The following is a 17351-nucleotide window of genomic DNA, read 5'->3' as shown; positions in this document are numbered from 1 at the left end:
ATCCGCTGCCAAAATCGTCTATCGCGACCTTGCAGCCGTAGTTTTTAGCTACGGCGATGAAGCTGCGTAGGCTCTCGTAATCGTCAAATTCCTCGCTTTCTAAAATTTCAATGAATAGATTTGAAGCATTTGGGCTGGATGCGAGCTTGCGCTCTAAAAGCTCCTTGATACCTTCGTTTGCGATGTCAAAATATGAAAGATTTATGCTAAAGCAAGTCCCTGCGAAGCGGTCTAGCAAGCGAAAGGCTTCGTTTATTACGACCTGAGTTAGCGGGATGTAGAGCGAGGTTTGCTTTGCGATATCGATAAACTCACCCGGGCAGCGCGTCTTGCCCGAACGATCGATTAGGCGGATTAGAATTTCATATACTAACGGGACATAGTCGCCACCCTCGGTGCCGTAGGTGTTACCACTAGGATCGCGGTGGGTGATATCAAATATGGGCTGAACAAGCACAAAGACTTGATTTTTCTTGATCGCATTTTGAATGGTGTTGATCATAATCTGGTTTTGAAGATATTTTTCCTCAATCGCATTTGGGCGCGAATAAAAGCCCACGTGCTCGTTTTTGCTCTGCGCCTCATACATCGCCATAACCGCCTGAAAGACCCTATTTGCGCCGCCCGCTACATCTGCACGCTCGCTCACGCCCATCGTGATATTTAAAGGCGCGGAGGCAAAGCCCTCGGTCGTATGGAGATTAAAAACTTTATCGGTGAAGTATTTATTTATGATCTCCACGTCGCGCGCGACATTTAGCCCCTCGTAAAATAGGCAAAACTCATCCGATTGGATGCGAAAGATACTAGCTTTGATCTCGTGCGATTCGATACACATCGCAAGCGTACGCGCAAAGGAGCGCAGAATTTCATTTGTCGTTTCTGCCTTGTAAAAAAGTCGCAAATTTGCAAAATTTACGATAGTGATGTAGATCGCTACGCCCGTTTTTTCTGCGTTTATTAGCTCATATAGCGCTGCTTCGTTGCCCTGGCCCGTAAGATGATCGATATAGACTTGATTGTTTAAGCTCTCCTTCGCGTTCGCAAGAGCTAGCTTCATAATCTCGCGCTCGCCGATGTCATGAGCGTAAAGCGCATATAGCGGCAGCTTAGACGTAGCAGCGATATTTGATAGCCTTAGGCTCACATCTGCTAGTTCGCCGTTTTTACGAAGCAGGCGCGTATCTTTGGCGCTTTTATTTACCATCGCAGGAAGTTCGATCCCTTTATCTTTGGGCATCAAAACTCCAAGATCGCTCCCTTGCAGCTCGCTTTGTTCGTAGCCGCTTAAGCTAAGCGCGCTTTTATTGGCGTATAAAATTTTAAAGCTCTGATCTGCCAAAACTATCGCTTCGCCTGCTTGCTCGCATAGCGCGCGATAGGGCGCGAGGGCGCGTTTACTACGCAAAGCATCGGAATTTATGATGTAAGTAAGCAGTAAAAACGACAAAAACACCGCCGTGTAGAGCATCGTCATTTGCATAAACGAGCCGTAAAATTCCTCACTAGCGTAAGAAAATCGCTCGCGCAGGCTTGCGAAGCGCTCATTTAGCAACGAGAGATTATCGCTTACAATGATATTTTGCCGCTCGAAATTCCTTAAAATTTGCCGTGCGATTCCTATAAACGCAGCTTCGTCGGGGCTTGACGCATCTGCGCTTTCTAGCGCACTTTTTAAAGCAGAGATCTCGGAGCGATTTTTATAATTAAGCCCTAAAATTTGAGAGTAGAGATTTGCTCTTTGCGCATTTGCGCCACTGGATAAAAATTTTTGCTGCAGACTTTGAAAAAGGATTAAATTCTGCGAATTTAAAGCCCCAAGCTCGTCCAAAAGTGAAATTTTATCGCTAAAAGCGCTTCCGATCGCGCGCACATCGCTGCTAAGTCCGATTTTATCGATGATTTTGTCTTTTTGTAGAGCTTGCAGCACCTGATAGATGCCGCGCATATCGGTATTTGCAATCGAAAAGTCCCTTCTTGCGATCTTTGCATCAAATAATATATTTAAGCGGTTATCGGCGTTATCGATCAAAGCTAGCTCGCGCGAAATCGTGCTAAATCTCGCTACATCTCTTAGCGACGAGAAATAATTCCCGGCGATGATTATGCCTAATATCATAATCCCCACCATCAAAGCCCACATTATCTTATCTTTCATCCTGCGCCTCCGTCATATCGCCCTTAAGTGTAGCCAAAAAGCTCATCAAAGCATCAAGCTCCCTATCGTTAAGATCGTATTTTAGCAGATCCTTTGCGATCTGCCGCACCGCAAGACGCAAATCCGTCTGCCCGTTTACGTAAGGCGCGGTTTGCGTGATATTGCGCAAGCTAGGCACGCGGCGCAGCTCAAATCCATCGGAAGTGAGCCTATGCCTAGGCACATCCTCCTCTTCCGCGCTTGGGCGAATTTTAGTAAAGCTGCCGGTGCCTAGGCTAACGCCGTTATGACATGCCGAGCACAGCCGCACAAAAAGCACATATCCGTTATATTCGGCATCATTTAGCTTAACCTCGCCGCGCAAAAATCGGTCAAATTTGGAATTTATCGCCGTTTTGGACTTTAAAAATTCCGCCAGCGCATCAATGAAGTTCGCCATATTCGCCTCGCCGTAAGCACTTTCAAAAGCCTGCTTGTAGGCTAAATTCTTCCTAATAAGCTCTAAAATTTTATCTTCGCTCGCATCAAGCTCGTTCGTGCCAAAGACCGACGCTGCGATCCGCGCTTCAAAGCCCGCGAAATTATAATCGCCCAAGTAGCGATCAAAGTAATAAGAATTTATTAGCGTAGGCACGCGTCCATCGCGCACCGAAGCGCCCGAATCGTTTAGATAGAAGTTGTGGCAGCTCTCGCAGGAGCGGCCTTTGCTACTAAATCTTACATCGGTAAAAATTTTTGCGCCCAGCCGCGCCTTTTGCGGGTCGTATTTAGGCATCGCAAGCGGCGTAAAAAGATTGCCGCAAAGCCCCAAAACTGGCGCCAGGCTAAATATAAAACAGCTTAAAGCTCGCTTCGATCTCATCGCTTATCATCCCGCCTTTAGCCCGCTTTTTCAAAAGCTCCTCGATCTCACGCTCGCTAGCCTCCGCACCATCCATATGCAGGTGCCACGCGGCGTTTTGCACAGCTTCTTGTAGGCTGCGTTTTTGCTCGCGCTTTTCAGTTAAAATTTCGCTTTTAAATTTGATGTTGCGCGCCCCAAGCAGCGCCTCGAACTTTTCGGCGGCGGTAGCAAGTCTTTTATACCCCGCGCCGAAGCGCTCAAAAAGCGGCACAAGCATAGACGAATTGCGCTCGCTCGCCCAGTTTAGATAAATTTTGCGCTCGCCTAAAGCCAAAAACGCCTCAAAATCCTCCGTGCTCTTCAGTGCAGGGCTCATCGTAAGAAACGCGATGTCAAAAACTGCGGGAATTTTAAAATTTTCGCTCTCGCGGCTTTTGCTCGCAGAATTTTTAAAATTTAAAGCCTGCGCGGCGCTTTCTTGGGTTTGCGCGTTTGAAATTTTACTCTGCGAACGCGGATAAATTTTAAAATTTTCGCCCGCCGCGCCTGCAAAACCATCGCGGCTCAGCCGCTCGCAAAACTCCGCAAAACTTAAATTTAATACGTTTTGCAAGCTGATGCCAAACTCCTCCGCGCTGCGCCTTAGCTCTCGCAACATCCCCTCCGAGCTATCGATCGCCGTAACCTTGGCGCCCAGCGACGCGAGATACAGCGAGTAAACCCCCGTGCCGGCGCCCACGTCGAGCACGCTTTTGCCCGCAAAGCTCACCCCCCAGCCGCGCAGTATCTCAAACACCCGCTTACCGAAAGCCCCTAACTCACCGCTAAATTTAGCGTAACTTTCGGACTTTTTATCCCAGCTATTTTTATGTGATTTTTCGCCGATTCTCTCCACCGCTCGCCTTTAAATTTTTTGTAATAATAGCAAAATTTGGCAATTTTTCCGAATTTGGGCTATAATAAATGCTTTCAAAATCTAGGCGAAAGGGCGTTCATGGCGGACGTTACGATAAGAAATTTAAACTTTGCTTACGAAAAACGTGAAATTTTAAAAGATATAAACCTAAGCTACGAGCTGCGCGATTTTTTGGCGATTTTCGGACCCAACGGCGGCGGCAAAAGCACTCTTTTGAAGCTGCTTTTGGGGCTGCTACAACCAAGCTCGGGCACGATCGAAATTTTAGGCAGAGCGCCCGCGCTTGCCAGGGCGCAAATGGGCTACGTGCCGCAGTTCATCGCGATAAATAAAAGCTTTCCCATAAGCGTGCTCGAAGTCGTTTTAATGGGGCTGATAGATAAGAAAATTTTTGGTTTCTACTCCAAATCCGAGCGCGAGCAAGCCATGCAAGCCCTGGGGCGCGTAGGCATGCAAGACCTTACAGACTGCCGTATCAGCGAGCTTAGCGGCGGACAAAGACAGCGCGTTTACATCGCGCGGGCGCTGTGCGCGAAGGCTAAAATTTTACTTCTCGATGAGCCGTTAGCGAGCATCGACACGATGGGGCAGGTTCAAATTTACGAGCTTTTAAAATCCTTAAACGAGGGCGGCTGCGGCATAATTCTAATCAGCCACGACGTGCAGCTTGCGCTAAATTACGCAAACCGCGCGCTTTACATCGCAAACGGCTCGGCGCACACTCATGAGATCGATCCGGGAGGCAGGGCGGAATTTTTAGATCACCTGCGACGCGAGCACGGGCACTTCTGTGCCGTCGATCTCGCGCTTAACGAATGCTGCTGCAAGGAGGGCGAAAATGGCTGAAATTCTATCCTACGATTTCATGCGAAACGCCCTTCTCGGCGGGCTTTTGGTCAGTATAGTCTGCGGCGTCGTGGGCTCTTTAGTCGTGATAAATCGCATGAGCTTCATCGCAGGTGGTATCGCGCACGGCGCATACGGCGGCATCGGCATCGCGCTATTTTTAGGCATCTCGCCCGTGCTGGGAGCTAGCGTATTTGCGCTGTTTTTGGGGCTGCTAATCGCTTACGTCACGCTGCGAAACACCGAGCGCTTCGACGCCGTAATCGGCGCGATATGGGCGTTTGGAATGGCGCTGGGGATAATCTTTGCCGATCTCACGCCCGGGTATAAATCCGATCTGATGAGCTTTCTGTTCGGCTCGATCCTAGCGATAAATCATGAAAATCTAATCTTCATCGGCATTTGCGGCGCGGCATTTGCGGCGCTTACGGCATGCTTTTACAGGCAGTTTTTAGCGATCAGCTTCGATAAGGAATTCGCCCTGCTGCGCGGAGTAAATACGAGCGTCTTTTACTACGTCCTCGTGGTAATGGCGAGCCTCGCGGTGGTCGCGTCGATTCAAATCGTAGGGCTAATCTTAGTAATATCGCTGATGACGATCCCGCCCTTCATCGCCGAAAAAATTTCAAAAAGCTTAGGCTCGATGATGGCGATAAGCTGCGCGCTATCGGCGCTCTTTTGCGCGGCGGGGCTTATTTTGAGCTTTAAGCTCAATCTAACCAGCGGCGCTTCGATCATCCTAGTCGCCTCGGTCTGCTTTTTCGCAAGCTCGATTTTTAGCAAACTTCGCGCCTAAAAGCCCGCCCAGCTCGCTAAGCAGGATGCCTGCGAGTATCAGCGCCGCGCCTAAAATTTGAAGCGCGCTTAGCTTCTCGCCGAAAGCATACCCCATAATGCCCGCGCTTACGGGCTCTAGTGCAAAAATTAGCACCGTTTTTATCTCGCTTACGCCGCGGTTTTGCGCCATCGTTTGGATCACAAACGCCGCGACGGTAGCAAAGATCGAGGTTAAAACCAACGCGAAAACAAAATCGAAACTCGTCGAAAAGATCAAATTTCCAACCACCCTTATCTCGCCTTCAAATTCCGCGTGCGGAGCGAAAACTGCCGCGATCAGCGCGCAGACGCAGACGCAGATGAACTGCACGATCACGAAGCCGTAGAGATTGCTCTTGCGCGCGCAGACGCCGGTAAAGACGATGTGAAGCGCGTATGCAAACGCCGAAACTAGCGTCAGCCGCTCGCCTATGCCAAATCCCACCGCGCCGCTTGCTCCGCTTAAAAAATACAGCCCCAAAAGCGCCACGACTGCGCCGCCAAAGGCGCTCGCACCGACCTTTTTACCGAAAAACGCAAGCATCAAAAAGGGCACGATGACGACGTTTAGCCCCAAAATAAACGCCACTGTCGATGATAGCGCATAATCAAGCGCTATGGTCTGGCAGGAAAAATCGCAAAACAGCATCAGCCCACAAAACACGCCCCGTCCTATCGTGCCGCGGTCAAATTTGACGCCGAGGCGTAGGCAGGCGAGGTAGGTAAAAATGCTCGCCGCCAAAAAGCGCCAAAACAAAAAGCTGAAAACGTCGCCGCTATGCAGCGCGCGCTGAACCGGCACGAAAGTGCATCCCCAAACGATCGCTACGAAAAGCAGCCCCAGATCCCACAGCCTGCTAGGCGGAACGGGGTTTTGCGCGCGGCTTTGCGCGGAACTAGAATTTTGCCCGAAATTCTGCGCGGAATCGGAATTTTGCGTAGAGTTGGAATTCTTTGCAAAATCGGAATTGTTCGTAGAATTCGAGCTTTGCGCAGAATTTAAATTTTTTGCGGAGTTAAAATTTTGCGGAGTGCCAGGGCTTCGCGCGGAACTATAGTTAAAGCTCTGCGGCGTGCTGGCGGAGCATGGATCGTTCGCAAGGACCTTGATAAAATTTTTCTTGGAGCGTCGCGTATGAGCGGCAACGAGGCTTTTTGCGGGGATCAAATTCGGATCATTCGCAACGCTCGCACGACTTAACGGACTCGCGCTATTTGCGCCGTTGCAAGTAAAATTTTCCGCACAATTTAATATAAAATTTCGTTTGAAATTTCTCGCGGAATTTTCGCAAGGATTTATTGTGGGGGCTTTTGCGGAATTTAAAGCTTTATTTTCGGCGCAGCTTAGAATTTGCGCGGACTTTAAATTTGGCGAAAGAGCCGCGGAGCTTAAAGTGGATTTTCTTCCTGGATTTTTGACGCGCGGAGCGGAATAAAGCGCGACGAGATTGTGCACGGCAAAACCGACCGAAGCGGGATAAAATTTTAAATTTCGCACGCTCATAAAATTTAACTCGGCGGCCGCGTCTTGAAATTTGAAATTTCTTTTGAGGTAGGGAGCGGGAGCGAAATTTACCTTACCGCTGGGCGCTGTGTTTTTTGCGCGCTCGCACGCCTGATTTGAGATAAAATTTAAAGCGGGTTTTAAATTAAAATTTTCCGCGAGCTCCGAGATAGAATTTTTCATAAATTTAAAGTAAAATTTCGCCGAGATTTTAGTGCGGTCGCGCCTATCTGATCGTCTTTATGGCGTTTAAAATCGCGCCCGAGTTTTTACGAAACTCCCTTTCGTTTTTACTTAAAAAATCGAAGCTTTCGTTGATAAAGGCGCTACTGAATTCGCTACTAAAATCATCTCCAGGCTCGCGTCCAACGGCACTTTTAAAGCTTTTAGCAAAGCTCACGTCAGTTCCTAGTTCACGTGCCAAAGGGCGAATGATTTCGTAAATTTCATCAAAGGCATTGGTGCGCAGATAGTGGCTGAATAACACTTCGCCGCTCATTACTGCCTTGGTATCGGCTTCGGACATATCTTTTATTTTAGCGAGTACGAGCTTTTTGATCGGCTCTACGGCAAGACTTAGCTTCTTGCTCGCCAGCCTTTGCATATTCTGCACGGCGATGCTTTTTTTGCCCGCGCGCTCGGTAATGTAGCTAGGCAGATCGAGCTCGTAATCCTGTACGCCAGTGCGTTCGTATTCATTTGCGGCACGCTCTATCAAAGTGCTTAGTGAGTTTTTAAAATTTTCGCTATCGCCCGCGCCCGCACTAAGCATCACGTCCAGCCCCTTTACGGCGACCTCTTCCCAGCTAGCAGTCGCAAATAGCGGCAATAAACAAAAGATTAGTTTTTTAAGCAAAGTTTTTCCCTAATTAAAGATTGATTATTTTATTTCGAAAATTTTAATGTATAATCAACGTTTTTATAATACCAAAAGGGCTAAATATGGAGCTTTTACTCATCGCTTTCGCGCTTGCGATGGACAGCGTCGCGCTTAGCATTTCAAACGGCGCGAAATATCCGAATTTTAAATTTGCACAGATCGCGCGCGTCGCGTTTTTCTACGCGGCGGCTCAGTTTATAATGCCGCTTGCAGGCTACGCTTTGGGGATAAATTTCGTAAAATTTATCGCGCAGATCGATCACTTCGTCGCGTTTGGAATTTTATCGTTTTTAGGCGTTAAGATGATCGCAGAATCCCGCCGCGAGTAGGACGAGCCAGATCTTCGCCTAAGCACGAAGGAGCTGGTGCTGGGCGCGATCGCTACTAGCATCGATGCGATGGCCGTGGGCGTGACCTTTGCCTTTGGCGAGATAAACATCCTTTACGCCTGTTGCGTAATCGGGCTCGTCTGCTTCGCGCTGTGCGTCGCGGCGTGCTACGCAGGCAAGCTAACGGGCGAATACCTGCACTCAAAGGCGCTCGTTTTGGGCGGCGCGATTTTGATCCTAATCGGGGTTAAAATTTTGCTCTCGCACCTCGGCGTTATCGATATTTAGCGACTTTTAATCGCCGCTTTGTGATAATCTTTAAAACTAATTCGCAGGAGCGAAAATGAAAAATTTGATAAATTTAAGCGGCGGCGACCGATTAAATTTGCTCGTCGAGGGCAAAATTTAATCAGCGAGAGCATCAAAAACGGCAAAACAAGGCAGACACAAAAGGAGTTTGCTAGCATAGACGAGGCGCAAAAAGCCTGCGCAAAAAAGGAGTGGGAGATCCTAAAAAAGGGCTACGTCATGCAAAACGCGGATGCGAGGCCTGGCGAAACGAGCCTGCACGTTTACATCGGCGGCGGATACACGGACGCGCTAGCCTTTGCGAGCTTTGAGGGCGAAAATTTCGTCTATAAATGCGGCGGCTACAAAGAAAACGGCTCGGTCGATTTTTTGACTAGGCTGGGCGCGGACGGCGCGATAAAAGGGGATATTATTTTGCCAAAGCCGCTTGCGTGGCATGCGCAGCGGGCGGGCGAAATTTTACTTTTGGATTTGGATCATTTTATTTTCAAATTTGATCTAAAAACGGGCGAGTTTGCCGACCTTTCCAAAGAGCTAAATTTTAAAAGAAATAGAGAATTTACGAGCCGCGTTTGTGCTGCGGGCGCAGCGGGCGAGACGGCGGCGTTTGCGATGTTCGGTCAAATTTTTATTTTGCGAGACGGCGAAATTTCGCTTCTTACGCAATATAAGGCCGAAATGAAAAGCTCCACGCCGATATTTTGCATCGCGCTTAGTGCGGACGGCTCGCGACTGGCGCTTTGTTGCAAGCAAAACGAGATTCAAATTTTAAGTGCGCTTGACGGCTCTTGCGGCAAAATTTTAAGCGAGATAAAAGGGGGCTCCGGCATTTTGGATAAAATTTGCTTTCTACCCGACGGCTCGCTGCTCGGCAAAGAGCGCCACTCGGATAAGCTAATCTGCCTTGACGCGGACGGCTCGCGGCTGGGGCCTGCGTGGCTACAGGGCGAGTGCGCGCAGGCGAGCGATTTTTGTCTGAGCGAGGACGGCTCGCGCCTTGCGATAATCAGCTATGGTAGGGCTCACATCGTTGATCTAAAAAGCGCAAATTTGACGCTTAGCTTTGAGCTGGAGCACGTCGTAAAGCGATGCGAGGCGAAATTTGAGAATTCAAACGGTAGCAAAAATTTGGCCGTGCGCACCGACTACGGCTGCTTTAGTTTGTATCGCGTTTAAATTCCGTGAAATTTAAGCCGCAGGTGTAGGCTTCTACAGATTGCGCTTTTAAGGCGAGCGATCTCCTCTCGATCTTTTAATAGCGCGCCCGGTTTTGGGCCATTCGACACCCAAAGCGTAACGGCCTATATAAAATTGAATATCGGCGTTTCGATTGCGGCGGCGGCTTTGATAGAATTTTCGCTTGAATCAACAAAATAAGGCGTTTTTAATGCTGAATAGCGCCTGAAAAAGCTTAGCCGCTACGGCTTTAATATCATATCTTGCCAGTTAAGCTTAAATCGGCTATCATTGCACGAAATCTGAAGGGGGCAAATTTGAAAAAATTCTTTGTTAATTCTCTGCGCCTTATAAAACGCCACTATATAATCTCTGCGATTTTTATCATCTGCATTTTGACATTTATCCCTTATATGCCTATAAATATGGGCTTAAACTACGTCGGAGTTTGCACCAATCCTCTGCATTTTGGCATCTTATCGGATAATGAATTAAAAGAGATAGCGTTTAAACAGTATTTGCAACAACATCATAAAGAGTATAATTACAAGCATAATATCCCGTTTTTCAGAATCCAACCTTGCAACGGCGACAAGCGCCCCGATGATAATTGCGAATTTTGGAAAATACCTAAAGAGTTAAATTTAGAAAATTTATTGTCTATCGGCAGACAAATTTGCAAAGACGGAAAACAAATTGCGCCGATAGATAAATCCATACTAAAAGCTATAGATGATGAAAGCGTTGTGTATCCATGGGAGGATAGCAAGCTTTTTAATGATAAAGGGGAACTTAATTATTCTATCTACTTTAATAATGAGGACAACCATTATAGCGATTATTATCGATATGATTCTTTGTTTATAGCCGAGGATCCTACTATTAAGATTAAATTGCTTGATTTACTTACCGGAAAAATCAAGAAGATCATATACAAAAACGATAATAGGCTAGCGCTAAGAATGCTATTAGCCCTTAAACGTATTGATAAAAGTGATGATTTTTGCACCTTAAATGATTGGATGGATAAAAATAAACTTGACGTTACTAAAGAAAGCGTTGAAATTATTGGAGATAAAGGAAATAAGATTATATTAGAAAATTATTCTATGTATAGAATAGGTATAGATAATTGCGGAAATTACAAGGGCTTATATATGGGCATATTATGGGAACCATATAAAGCATATATGAATTATGCAGATTTTAAAAACAAATTTAAACAAAATAAGGAGTAATCTACGTCAAAAATAGTAGATATGAGCGGTAAAATCGCACAGGGCGGCTATGCCTATGCCGAGGGCAATCCTTGCTAAATTTGAGGCGCGGATTTTTTGCATAAAATCACAAAATTAAAATTCGGCAGCAGGTTCTACTTGCATGCACTTAGCTCACAGAACAAATACGATAAATTTAAGCGGTCTTGATCTCTCGCAGCCTATACCACTATAGGATAAATGCTGCTAGAAGCACAAAATATCCGATGGCGACCGTTAGCGCGCCCACAGCAAGGATAACGCCCTCGGCCGAAATAATTCCTTTCGCGGTTTCTTTTTTGAGATAAATAGCCAATTATATATTAGTCTAGCCTAAAGATTTGGATTCGGCTAAAAGCGGGTGGGATTAAAATTTAATCCGTCTTCAAATTTGCCTAAATCTAAATTTACAAAAAATCTATTTCTTGCCCACCAGCAATTTTGAGCTACCGAGCATCAGCCATTTCGCCTCGCGCGGGCTCATAAAAAGCCCCTGCGTCGTGTCTATTAGCTCGACCCGCTCATAGCCCTGCTCTTTAAGTCGCGCTATGAAAGCGTCCATATCGCCGTAGTTTCCGCGCGAAAAAAGATCATGGATTGCGAAGCTGCCGCCCTTTTTAAGCACGCGGAGCGTCTCTAAAAGCAGCTCCTGGCGGTCCTTGCGCATGATGTTGTGATATACGTAGTTGCTTGTAACCGCATCGAAGCTGCCGTCCTCAAAGGGCAGCTGCGTGGCGTCGGCTTGCTCAAAGCTAGTGTTTTGCACCCCTTCGGCGCGCGCGTTGGATTCGCACAGCTGCTTGTTAAAAGACGCGTACTCAAAGCCCCAGCGATCGACGCCTAGCACCGATGCGTGCGGGTTGCGCTTAGCGACGGCGATCGTTAGCGCGCCGCTGCCGCAGCCTACGTCTAGCCCCCGCCCGCCCTCGGGCAGATCCACGTATTTCGCCGTGCCCTCTACGATCGCGCGCGAGAGCTGACGCTTGCCGCCGTAATCAAACGCGCGGTACCACACGACGCAGTAGATCGTAAAGCCGATCAAAACCAGCGCCACTGCGCCTAAAAGCCCCGCAAGGAACCACCTCAGCATGCCGCCAACAAAAGCGCCGCAAACGCCGAAAATCAAAAACAAAACTAACGCTACTCCCGCACCCGCGGCAAAGCTCGCGATCATACCCTTAGGCACCCAGTTTTTATAGTCCGGTTTCATCTTTGCTCCTTTTATTAAATTTAATCTAGCGGCGACAAAGCGCGCTGCGGGCGAAATTTTAAATTCCGCCCGTAAATTTTAAAGCTCGCAGCTCAAACCTCGCTTAAATTTAAACGCACGCTAATAGGTGTATTTAAACTCCGCGTAGTAATTGCGCCCTGGAGCCGGAGTATAGATGTCTGCGCGTAAATTTTGGTTGTAATTATACTCCTCGTCAAAGACGTTTTTGACTCCGGCGCTTATCAAAAATCCGCTTGCGAAGCGGTACGCAGCACCAAGATCCACAATCGTGCGCGAATCGATCCTATCGTGGTTGGCGTCGTGCGATGATGAAAAATATTTAAAATCGCTCATCAGCGTTAAATTTCTAATCGGCTCATAATCGACGCCCAAAACGAACTTCGAGCGTTCCACCAGCGGAACCTGCTTGCCTTTATTCGCGCCGGATTGGATCTTGGCGTCCACGTATGAAAAGGTCTCGCTGAGCTTTAAATTTGAAAGCAGGCTTTGCTCCGCATACAGCTCCACGCCCTTGCGGCGCGTCTCGTCGATATTGATGAAATGCCAACCGCTATTAAAGCCGCTACCGAGTAGCTCGTTTACGATCTCGTTTTTCGTATCGGTCCAAAACAGCGTCGCGCTTACGTATTGCCCATAGATTAGATCCTTCATGCCGATCTCGTAGGTTTTAAAGGTTTCGGATTTGAGGTTATTAAGCACGTAAGGGCCGCTAGAACTTAGCTTATCGATGAGCTGATTAGGACCCGGCGAGATATAGCCTCGCTCAAATTTAAAATAGACATTGCCGTCTTTAGAATATTTAAAATTCGGCGTGATCTCAAACGCATAGTTGTTTTTATCGTCCGTTACGTGCGTGCTGTCTTGAGTGTGAAAGATGCGCCCCATCCTACGCATCGTCGTAGAGACCTCGCGATCTACTTTGTATTCGGCGCGCTCAAAACGCCCGCCAGCACTAAGTGAAAATAGCTCCGTGAAGTCGTGCTTTTCTAAGGCATAAACCGAGTGCGTCTGTTTTTGCATATCAAAGATCGTAAGTTGTGAAAGGCTCATCATATTAAAATCGATCCTGCGGAAGCCCTTATTTTTAAGATAATCATATCCCGCTATGAGCTCGTCGTTATCATAGGTAAGCTTGCCCTTTAAATTCGCCCCTTCTTTGCGATCTTTCATCACAAAGCCCTTTTGCAAAATTCTAATATCTTGATAATAAGGCTGTAAATTTGCTTCAAATCTATCGCCAAATTTCACCGCATAATCCAAGTCAAAATTTAGTCGCGTGCTTTTGGTAAAGGTCCTCTCGCCTCCTTGTTGGCGGCGATCCGCTTTAAGCTCGGCAAACCCTAAACCCGGTACATCATGCGTCCTAGCGCGATAAAAGCTGGGATTAAAAGAGAGGCTTTGATCGTCTGAAATTTTATAATTTAGTCCAAACGATGTATAGTAGCCTCGCTCTCTTTCGCCCTTGCGGTATCCATGCTGATCAAAGCCCTTTATTGCGGTCTTTAGAAATAGATTTTCGCTCACATTCCCGCCTGCGCCGAAATTTAGATCTTTATAATTATACGACGCGATCTTGGTAGAGACATTGGCGTATGGATATTTTGCGCCTTTTTTTGTGATGATATTTATCACGCCGCCGCTGGTACCGCTGCCGTAAAGCACGCTACCGCCGCCGGGGATAATCTCCACGCGCTCGATATCCTCAATAGGAACGAGATCAATCGGGATGGTCGTGGGCGTCGTGTCGATCATATTGAGAGCGACTCCGTTAAGAAGGACCTTGACGGAGGTATTGGCCTTCGCACCTTGCCCGCGTAAATCAACCGACCTACCGTTAAAACTAACCCCAGGCGCCTTTTCTAAAATTTCGCGTAGATCGCGGTATCCGCGGTTTTCCATATCCTCCGCGGTGATAACGGAGACGTTGCGAACCTCGTTTTTAAGCATATCCTCAAAGCCCGTCGCGGTAACTACGATGGTACCGAGCTTCGTGGCGTTCGCGCCGGAAGCGTTTTTAGCAGCTGCGGAATTTACGGCTCTCGCGCCGGGCGCGCCGATATTTGCGGACGTAGCATTATTTTCGGCTCCGTTTAGTTGTAAGGCGGCGCACAAACTTAGCGCGATTGCGGCATTTGAAAGATAAAATTTCTTAAACATCACTCTCCCCTATTCAAAATTATAATTTTGCGAATGATTTGCAAATGCTATATTATAATTTCTCTTGATTAAATAATAATAAATTTCAAAGATTAAAGATAGATTTTTTAAAATTTAGGCGGAGATTGGATGAAATTTTGATTTTGAGCGTTTTACGTAGAGCGGTAAAATTTCGGTTTTAAATTTAGACTCCTTGGTGCCGTTTGCTTTTTAAAACGGCAAATTTGCGAAGCGGATCTAGCTGAAATTTTGCAATTTAGCCAAATCTCTAAAATCATACCCGTCTAAAATGCGCCAAAAAGTATTAAACCTATCCTAGTGCTCATTTTTTATTCCTAAGACTTTTTGATTTTGCTTGCGCATCAATTATTTTTTATCATGGTTCACCCTCTTTAGCCACTCTTTTTCAAATTTATAATATCTTTCAAGCTTTTTATTCTTTTCTGCTTGATTCCACTTTTCTATCTCGGCATAATCTTGCAGCTCGCCTCCGCACTTAGGGCAAACACTCTTATCTTTAACGTCCGAGAAATTATAAAATTTAAGACACCCTTTGCAACGCATAAATTTAGGATAATATTTTATGCTTTTTTCAGGGCGAAATGCGAGATGCGCAAAGAAAGCGCACGCCGCAAAGCATAAAATTCCTATGATGATACGCAGATATGCGCTATCAAATTTTACCGATGCCATAAAGCCGGGTTTTATATCAACTTCCCCCAATATAACAGCCGTTAATCCCCATGCGAAAAAAGCAAAAAAGCCGATTAGCGCAAAAATTCTATTTAGCATTTTTATATATTCCTCTATAACAAATCAAATTTCATCGCTTTTTAAATTTACGCTTTTTACGCTTTGGAGTTTTAGTGCTTTGATCTGAAGCATTTCTTTGCCGATACACGCCGTCGTTTTTATACTCCGTTAGCTTTTTGCCGCAATATGAGCAAATTTGATCGGTATCTTTGACGTCCTCGTATCGGTAAAATTTACCGCAGTCTGCACACCACATATACTCTGGGTATCTTTTTATGCTCTTTTCAGAGCGAAAGGCGAAATAAAAGCCGTAAATACCCATTATTAAAAATACGATTGCGGGCAATATCCACAAACTACCCGCATCATCAAATTTAATATATTTCTCGCCTATCTTTATATTTTTATTTACTGCAAAAATTATAAGGTATAAAAATAATACTACGCCAAGAAAAAAATAGCCGATTCTATCTGACATTTTGCTGCTTCTTTTCGTTATGATCTGCTTTATTTATAACGTTTTGTGCCATACCGTCCGATCCTTAAATTTGGACTTTATGAGAGATAAATTTTATTTTTGGTCGCTCTAAATTTCTCATATGACAAACCTGGAGTATTGTAAAATCAACGTATAATTTTCGCTATAAAATTTTACCATATTTTTTCTATTGTAAATACTCATGCTTAGCAGATATTTGGCGAAATTTATGTAATCCTTCGTACTAGGAAAATAAAGCGTAACGCTTTGGTAGAATGTTTTAAAACCCAGTTTAAATTTATACTTATCCATATCGTCCGCTATATAGCACTCCGCTTCGTTCATTTTGATAAATTTCTCTATATCTATGCATAGTTGAGCGCTATTTTTTGCGAATCGCGCTCCTCCCACCCAATCTTCATAAGGAAAAAGCTCTAGGTATGAGACCCTTTCATTATACGATGATGTTAAAATGTTTTTTGCGAAATAATACATAGCCAAATTCGTAGTAAAACCCAATACCACAAGCTTTTTGTCTTCTAGAATTTTAATATCTAATTTATGATACTCGTGTCCCATAAGTTCCTCATCGATAGTTAGAGGATCGTCTTTAATATAAATTTTATTCGGCAGCACTGGCTTATTCTCCTTTTTTTGCGCACTACGCCGTCATTCGTAAAGCGCCGTCAAATATGATCCCATCGCTTCGATTGCGGAGGGCAATAGCTCTTTTCCATCTACATTGATGCTGTTTGTGTTCATATTTTCTCCAATATAAGTTCCGCCGAGCCATCCTCAAGCGAATTATACTCATCCAGATGTATATGCGAATGTTTCGGCACGGAATCTTGCGCTAAAGTAAGCAAATGCCTGGCAAGAGATATAAGTCCGCTTTTATTTGCCCTTATAGTAACTTCGTTTTCGAAAGCATTGACGGAGATCGCGAAGTCCTTTTCCCATTGTAGCTGCAGTCCCTTTTCTGCGCAATAGTCTAAGGTTTTTATAACATACTGCCCCATATATCGCCGATACTCCTTTCTAAATTTAATCGATTGTCGATAGAATTTACCTCATCGATCGGTTAGCCGATCTCATAGTATTTTGGAAAAATTATATCTAAAATAAAAATAAAAGGGGTCGGAATAACTAAATTTAAGATAAGAGCTGTGCGCGAAAATGAAGCGGTTAAAATTTGAAAATAGCTTAAATGGTGGTCCCGATTGGACTCGAACCAACGACTTCCACCATGTCAAGGTGACACTCTACCAACTGAGTTACGGGGCCAAAAAGAAACGGCAGTATATCAAAAAAATCTCTCAATAGCAAGCAAATTTTAATTTTTCGTAAAATTCCGCCGAAATTTTATACAAGACTCCGCCGCGACGTAAAACGCCGTCGAATTCTACGCGAAATTTCACGATATTGCCGAAACTCTGCGCAAAATTCTATCCCGTAACTAAAATTCGAATCCCACGCGAAATTTTTCATCCCACTACTAAAATTTCGCAATCGCGCGCGGAATTTTATCGCGCTTGTGCGCCACTCGCGTATTTCGCCCCAGCAGCCTATTCTGCTCCACTTTGTTTTATCTAGTCGCTTCGCCCTGCCATGCCTCGCTTCGCCTTGAGCCCGTTAAGACGTCCAAATTTTTTCATTCAGCTTTAGAATTTTTACGATTTGCAGCATCGCGTCCAGATC

At 45.7% G+C, this 17351-nt stretch carries 15 protein-coding genes, 1 tRNA gene and 1 pseudogene; 5 read left to right on the top strand and 12 right to left on the bottom strand.

Features of this window, described 5'->3' with window-relative positions; translation table 11 throughout:
- The 3 genes from Q0600_RS04235 to Q0600_RS04225 form a co-directional block, all read right to left on the bottom strand.
- Positions 1–2158 (bottom strand): EAL domain-containing protein (locus Q0600_RS04235; protein WP_298757277.1); only part of this gene is annotated, 2158 nt, incomplete at its 3' end.
- Complete coding sequence (locus Q0600_RS04230) at positions 2148–3020, bottom strand: cytochrome c peroxidase (protein ID WP_298757274.1); 873 nt, start codon at positions 3018–3020, stop codon at positions 2148–2150. The genes Q0600_RS04230 and Q0600_RS04235, both read right to left, overlap by 11 nt.
- The gene (locus tag Q0600_RS04225) at positions 2983–3897 is read right to left on the bottom strand and encodes a class I SAM-dependent methyltransferase (RefSeq protein ID WP_298757271.1); all 915 of its coding nucleotides are present in this window, start codon (positions 3895–3897) and stop codon (positions 2983–2985) included. Before Q0600_RS04225 ends, Q0600_RS04230 begins: the two co-directional genes overlap by 38 nt.
- Before the next feature lie 99 nt (positions 3898–3996).
- Here Q0600_RS04225 and Q0600_RS04220 point away from each other — a divergent pair, with 99 nt between their 5' ends.
- Positions 3997–4764 carry an ABC transporter ATP-binding protein gene (locus Q0600_RS04220; protein WP_298757268.1) on the top strand — a complete coding sequence of 256 codons (768 nt, stop codon included), beginning with the start codon at positions 3997–3999 and terminating at the stop codon, positions 4762–4764.
- The gene (locus tag Q0600_RS04215; protein WP_177388780.1) at positions 4757–5560 is read left to right on the top strand and encodes a metal ABC transporter permease; all 804 of its coding nucleotides are present in this window, start codon (positions 4757–4759) and stop codon (positions 5558–5560) included. Before Q0600_RS04220 ends, Q0600_RS04215 begins: the two co-directional genes overlap by 8 nt.
- On the opposite strand, the gene Q0600_RS04210 is transcribed toward Q0600_RS04215, so the two are convergent.
- Complete coding sequence (locus tag Q0600_RS04210) at positions 5504–7267, bottom strand: DMT family transporter (protein WP_298757265.1); 1764 nt, start codon at positions 7265–7267, stop codon at positions 5504–5506. The two genes, Q0600_RS04215 and Q0600_RS04210, sit on opposite strands and share 57 nt — an antisense overlap.
- 43 nt (positions 7268–7310) lie before the next feature.
- Positions 7311–7940 (bottom strand): hypothetical protein, encoded by a 630-nt coding sequence (locus Q0600_RS04205; protein ID WP_298757262.1) that lies wholly within the window; start codon positions 7938–7940, stop codon positions 7311–7313.
- Positions 7941–8026: 86 nt separating this feature from the next.
- Between Q0600_RS04205 and Q0600_RS04200 the strand changes: the two are divergent.
- The 3 genes and pseudogenes from Q0600_RS04200 (at position 8027) to Q0600_RS04190 (ending at position 11016) form a co-directional block, all read left to right on the top strand.
- Positions 8027–8581 (top strand): annotated as a pseudogene (locus tag Q0600_RS04200) (manganese efflux pump MntP family protein).
- A 240-nt stretch (positions 8582–8821) separates the two neighbouring features.
- A complete protein-coding gene (locus Q0600_RS04195; RefSeq protein ID WP_298757259.1) occupies positions 8822–9778 on the top strand; it encodes a hypothetical protein in 957 nt (318 codons plus the stop codon).
- Positions 9779–10095: 317 nt separating this feature from the next.
- Positions 10096–11016 (top strand): hypothetical protein, encoded by a 921-nt coding sequence (locus tag Q0600_RS04190; protein ID WP_298757256.1) that lies wholly within the window; start codon positions 10096–10098, stop codon positions 11014–11016.
- Between the two features lie 436 nt (positions 11017–11452).
- Here Q0600_RS04190 and Q0600_RS04185 read toward each other — a convergent pair whose 3' ends face one another.
- The 7 genes from Q0600_RS04185 to Q0600_RS04155 form a co-directional block, all read right to left on the bottom strand.
- The gene (locus tag Q0600_RS04185; RefSeq protein WP_298757254.1) at positions 11453–12244 is read right to left on the bottom strand and encodes a class I SAM-dependent methyltransferase; all 792 of its coding nucleotides are present in this window, start codon (positions 12242–12244) and stop codon (positions 11453–11455) included.
- Positions 12245–12364: 120 nt separating this feature from the next.
- Positions 12365–14422 carry a TonB-dependent receptor gene (locus tag Q0600_RS04180; RefSeq protein ID WP_298757252.1) on the bottom strand — a complete coding sequence of 686 codons (2058 nt, stop codon included), beginning with the start codon at positions 14420–14422 and terminating at the stop codon, positions 12365–12367.
- 366 nt (positions 14423–14788) lie between these two features.
- On the bottom strand, positions 14789–15145 hold the full coding sequence (locus Q0600_RS04175) for a hypothetical protein (protein ID WP_298757249.1): 357 nt from the start codon (positions 15143–15145) through the stop codon (positions 14789–14791).
- A gap of 100 nt (positions 15146–15245) precedes the next feature.
- Entirely contained in the window at positions 15246–15653 is a 408-nt protein-coding gene (locus tag Q0600_RS04170; protein ID WP_298757247.1) for a hypothetical protein, read from the bottom strand.
- A 117-nt stretch (positions 15654–15770) separates the two neighbouring features.
- Complete coding sequence (locus Q0600_RS04165; RefSeq protein ID WP_298757244.1) at positions 15771–16289, bottom strand: hypothetical protein; 519 nt, start codon at positions 16287–16289, stop codon at positions 15771–15773.
- 122 nt (positions 16290–16411) lie between these two features.
- Positions 16412–16672, bottom strand: a complete 261-nt coding sequence (locus Q0600_RS04160) for a hypothetical protein (RefSeq protein ID WP_298757241.1) — start codon at positions 16670–16672, stop codon at positions 16412–16414.
- A 189-nt stretch (positions 16673–16861) separates the two neighbouring features.
- Positions 16862–16937 (bottom strand) — tRNA-Val (locus Q0600_RS04155).
- Positions 16938–17351: the final 414 nt, after the last annotated feature.

It is taken from the genome of uncultured Campylobacter sp. (genome assembly GCF_938041645.1).
GTDB lineage: Bacteria > Campylobacterota > Campylobacteria > Campylobacterales > Campylobacteraceae > Campylobacter_B.
This window is presented reverse-complemented; position numbering and strand designations above follow the sequence as displayed.

Bases quoted from the DNA above. Each gene is read 5' to 3' on its own strand.
- Q0600_RS04230 (WP_298757274.1), bottom strand. From the start codon at position 3,020: ATGAGATCGAAGCGAGCTTTAAGCTGTTTTATATTTAGCCTGGCGCCA.
- Q0600_RS04160 (WP_298757241.1), bottom strand. From the start codon at position 16,672: ATGGGGCAGTATGTTATAAAAACCTTAGACTATTGCGCAGAAAAGGGA.
- Q0600_RS04215 (WP_177388780.1), top strand. From the start codon at position 4,757: ATGGCTGAAATTCTATCCTACGATTTCATGCGAAACGCCCTTCTCGGC.
- Q0600_RS04170 (WP_298757247.1), bottom strand. From the start codon at position 15,653: ATGTCAGATAGAATCGGCTATTTTTTTCTTGGCGTAGTATTATTTTTA.
- Q0600_RS04180 (WP_298757252.1), bottom strand. From the start codon at position 14,422: ATGTTTAAGAAATTTTATCTTTCAAATGCCGCAATCGCGCTAAGTTTG.
- Q0600_RS04210 (WP_298757265.1), bottom strand. From the start codon at position 7,267: ATGAAAAATTCTATCTCGGAGCTCGCGGAAAATTTTAATTTAAAACCC.
- Q0600_RS04185 (WP_298757254.1), bottom strand. From the start codon at position 12,244: ATGAAACCGGACTATAAAAACTGGGTGCCTAAGGGTATGATCGCGAGC.
- Q0600_RS04195 (WP_298757259.1), top strand. From the start codon at position 8,822: ATGCAAAACGCGGATGCGAGGCCTGGCGAAACGAGCCTGCACGTTTAC.
- Q0600_RS04220 (WP_298757268.1), top strand. From the start codon at position 3,997: ATGGCGGACGTTACGATAAGAAATTTAAACTTTGCTTACGAAAAACGT.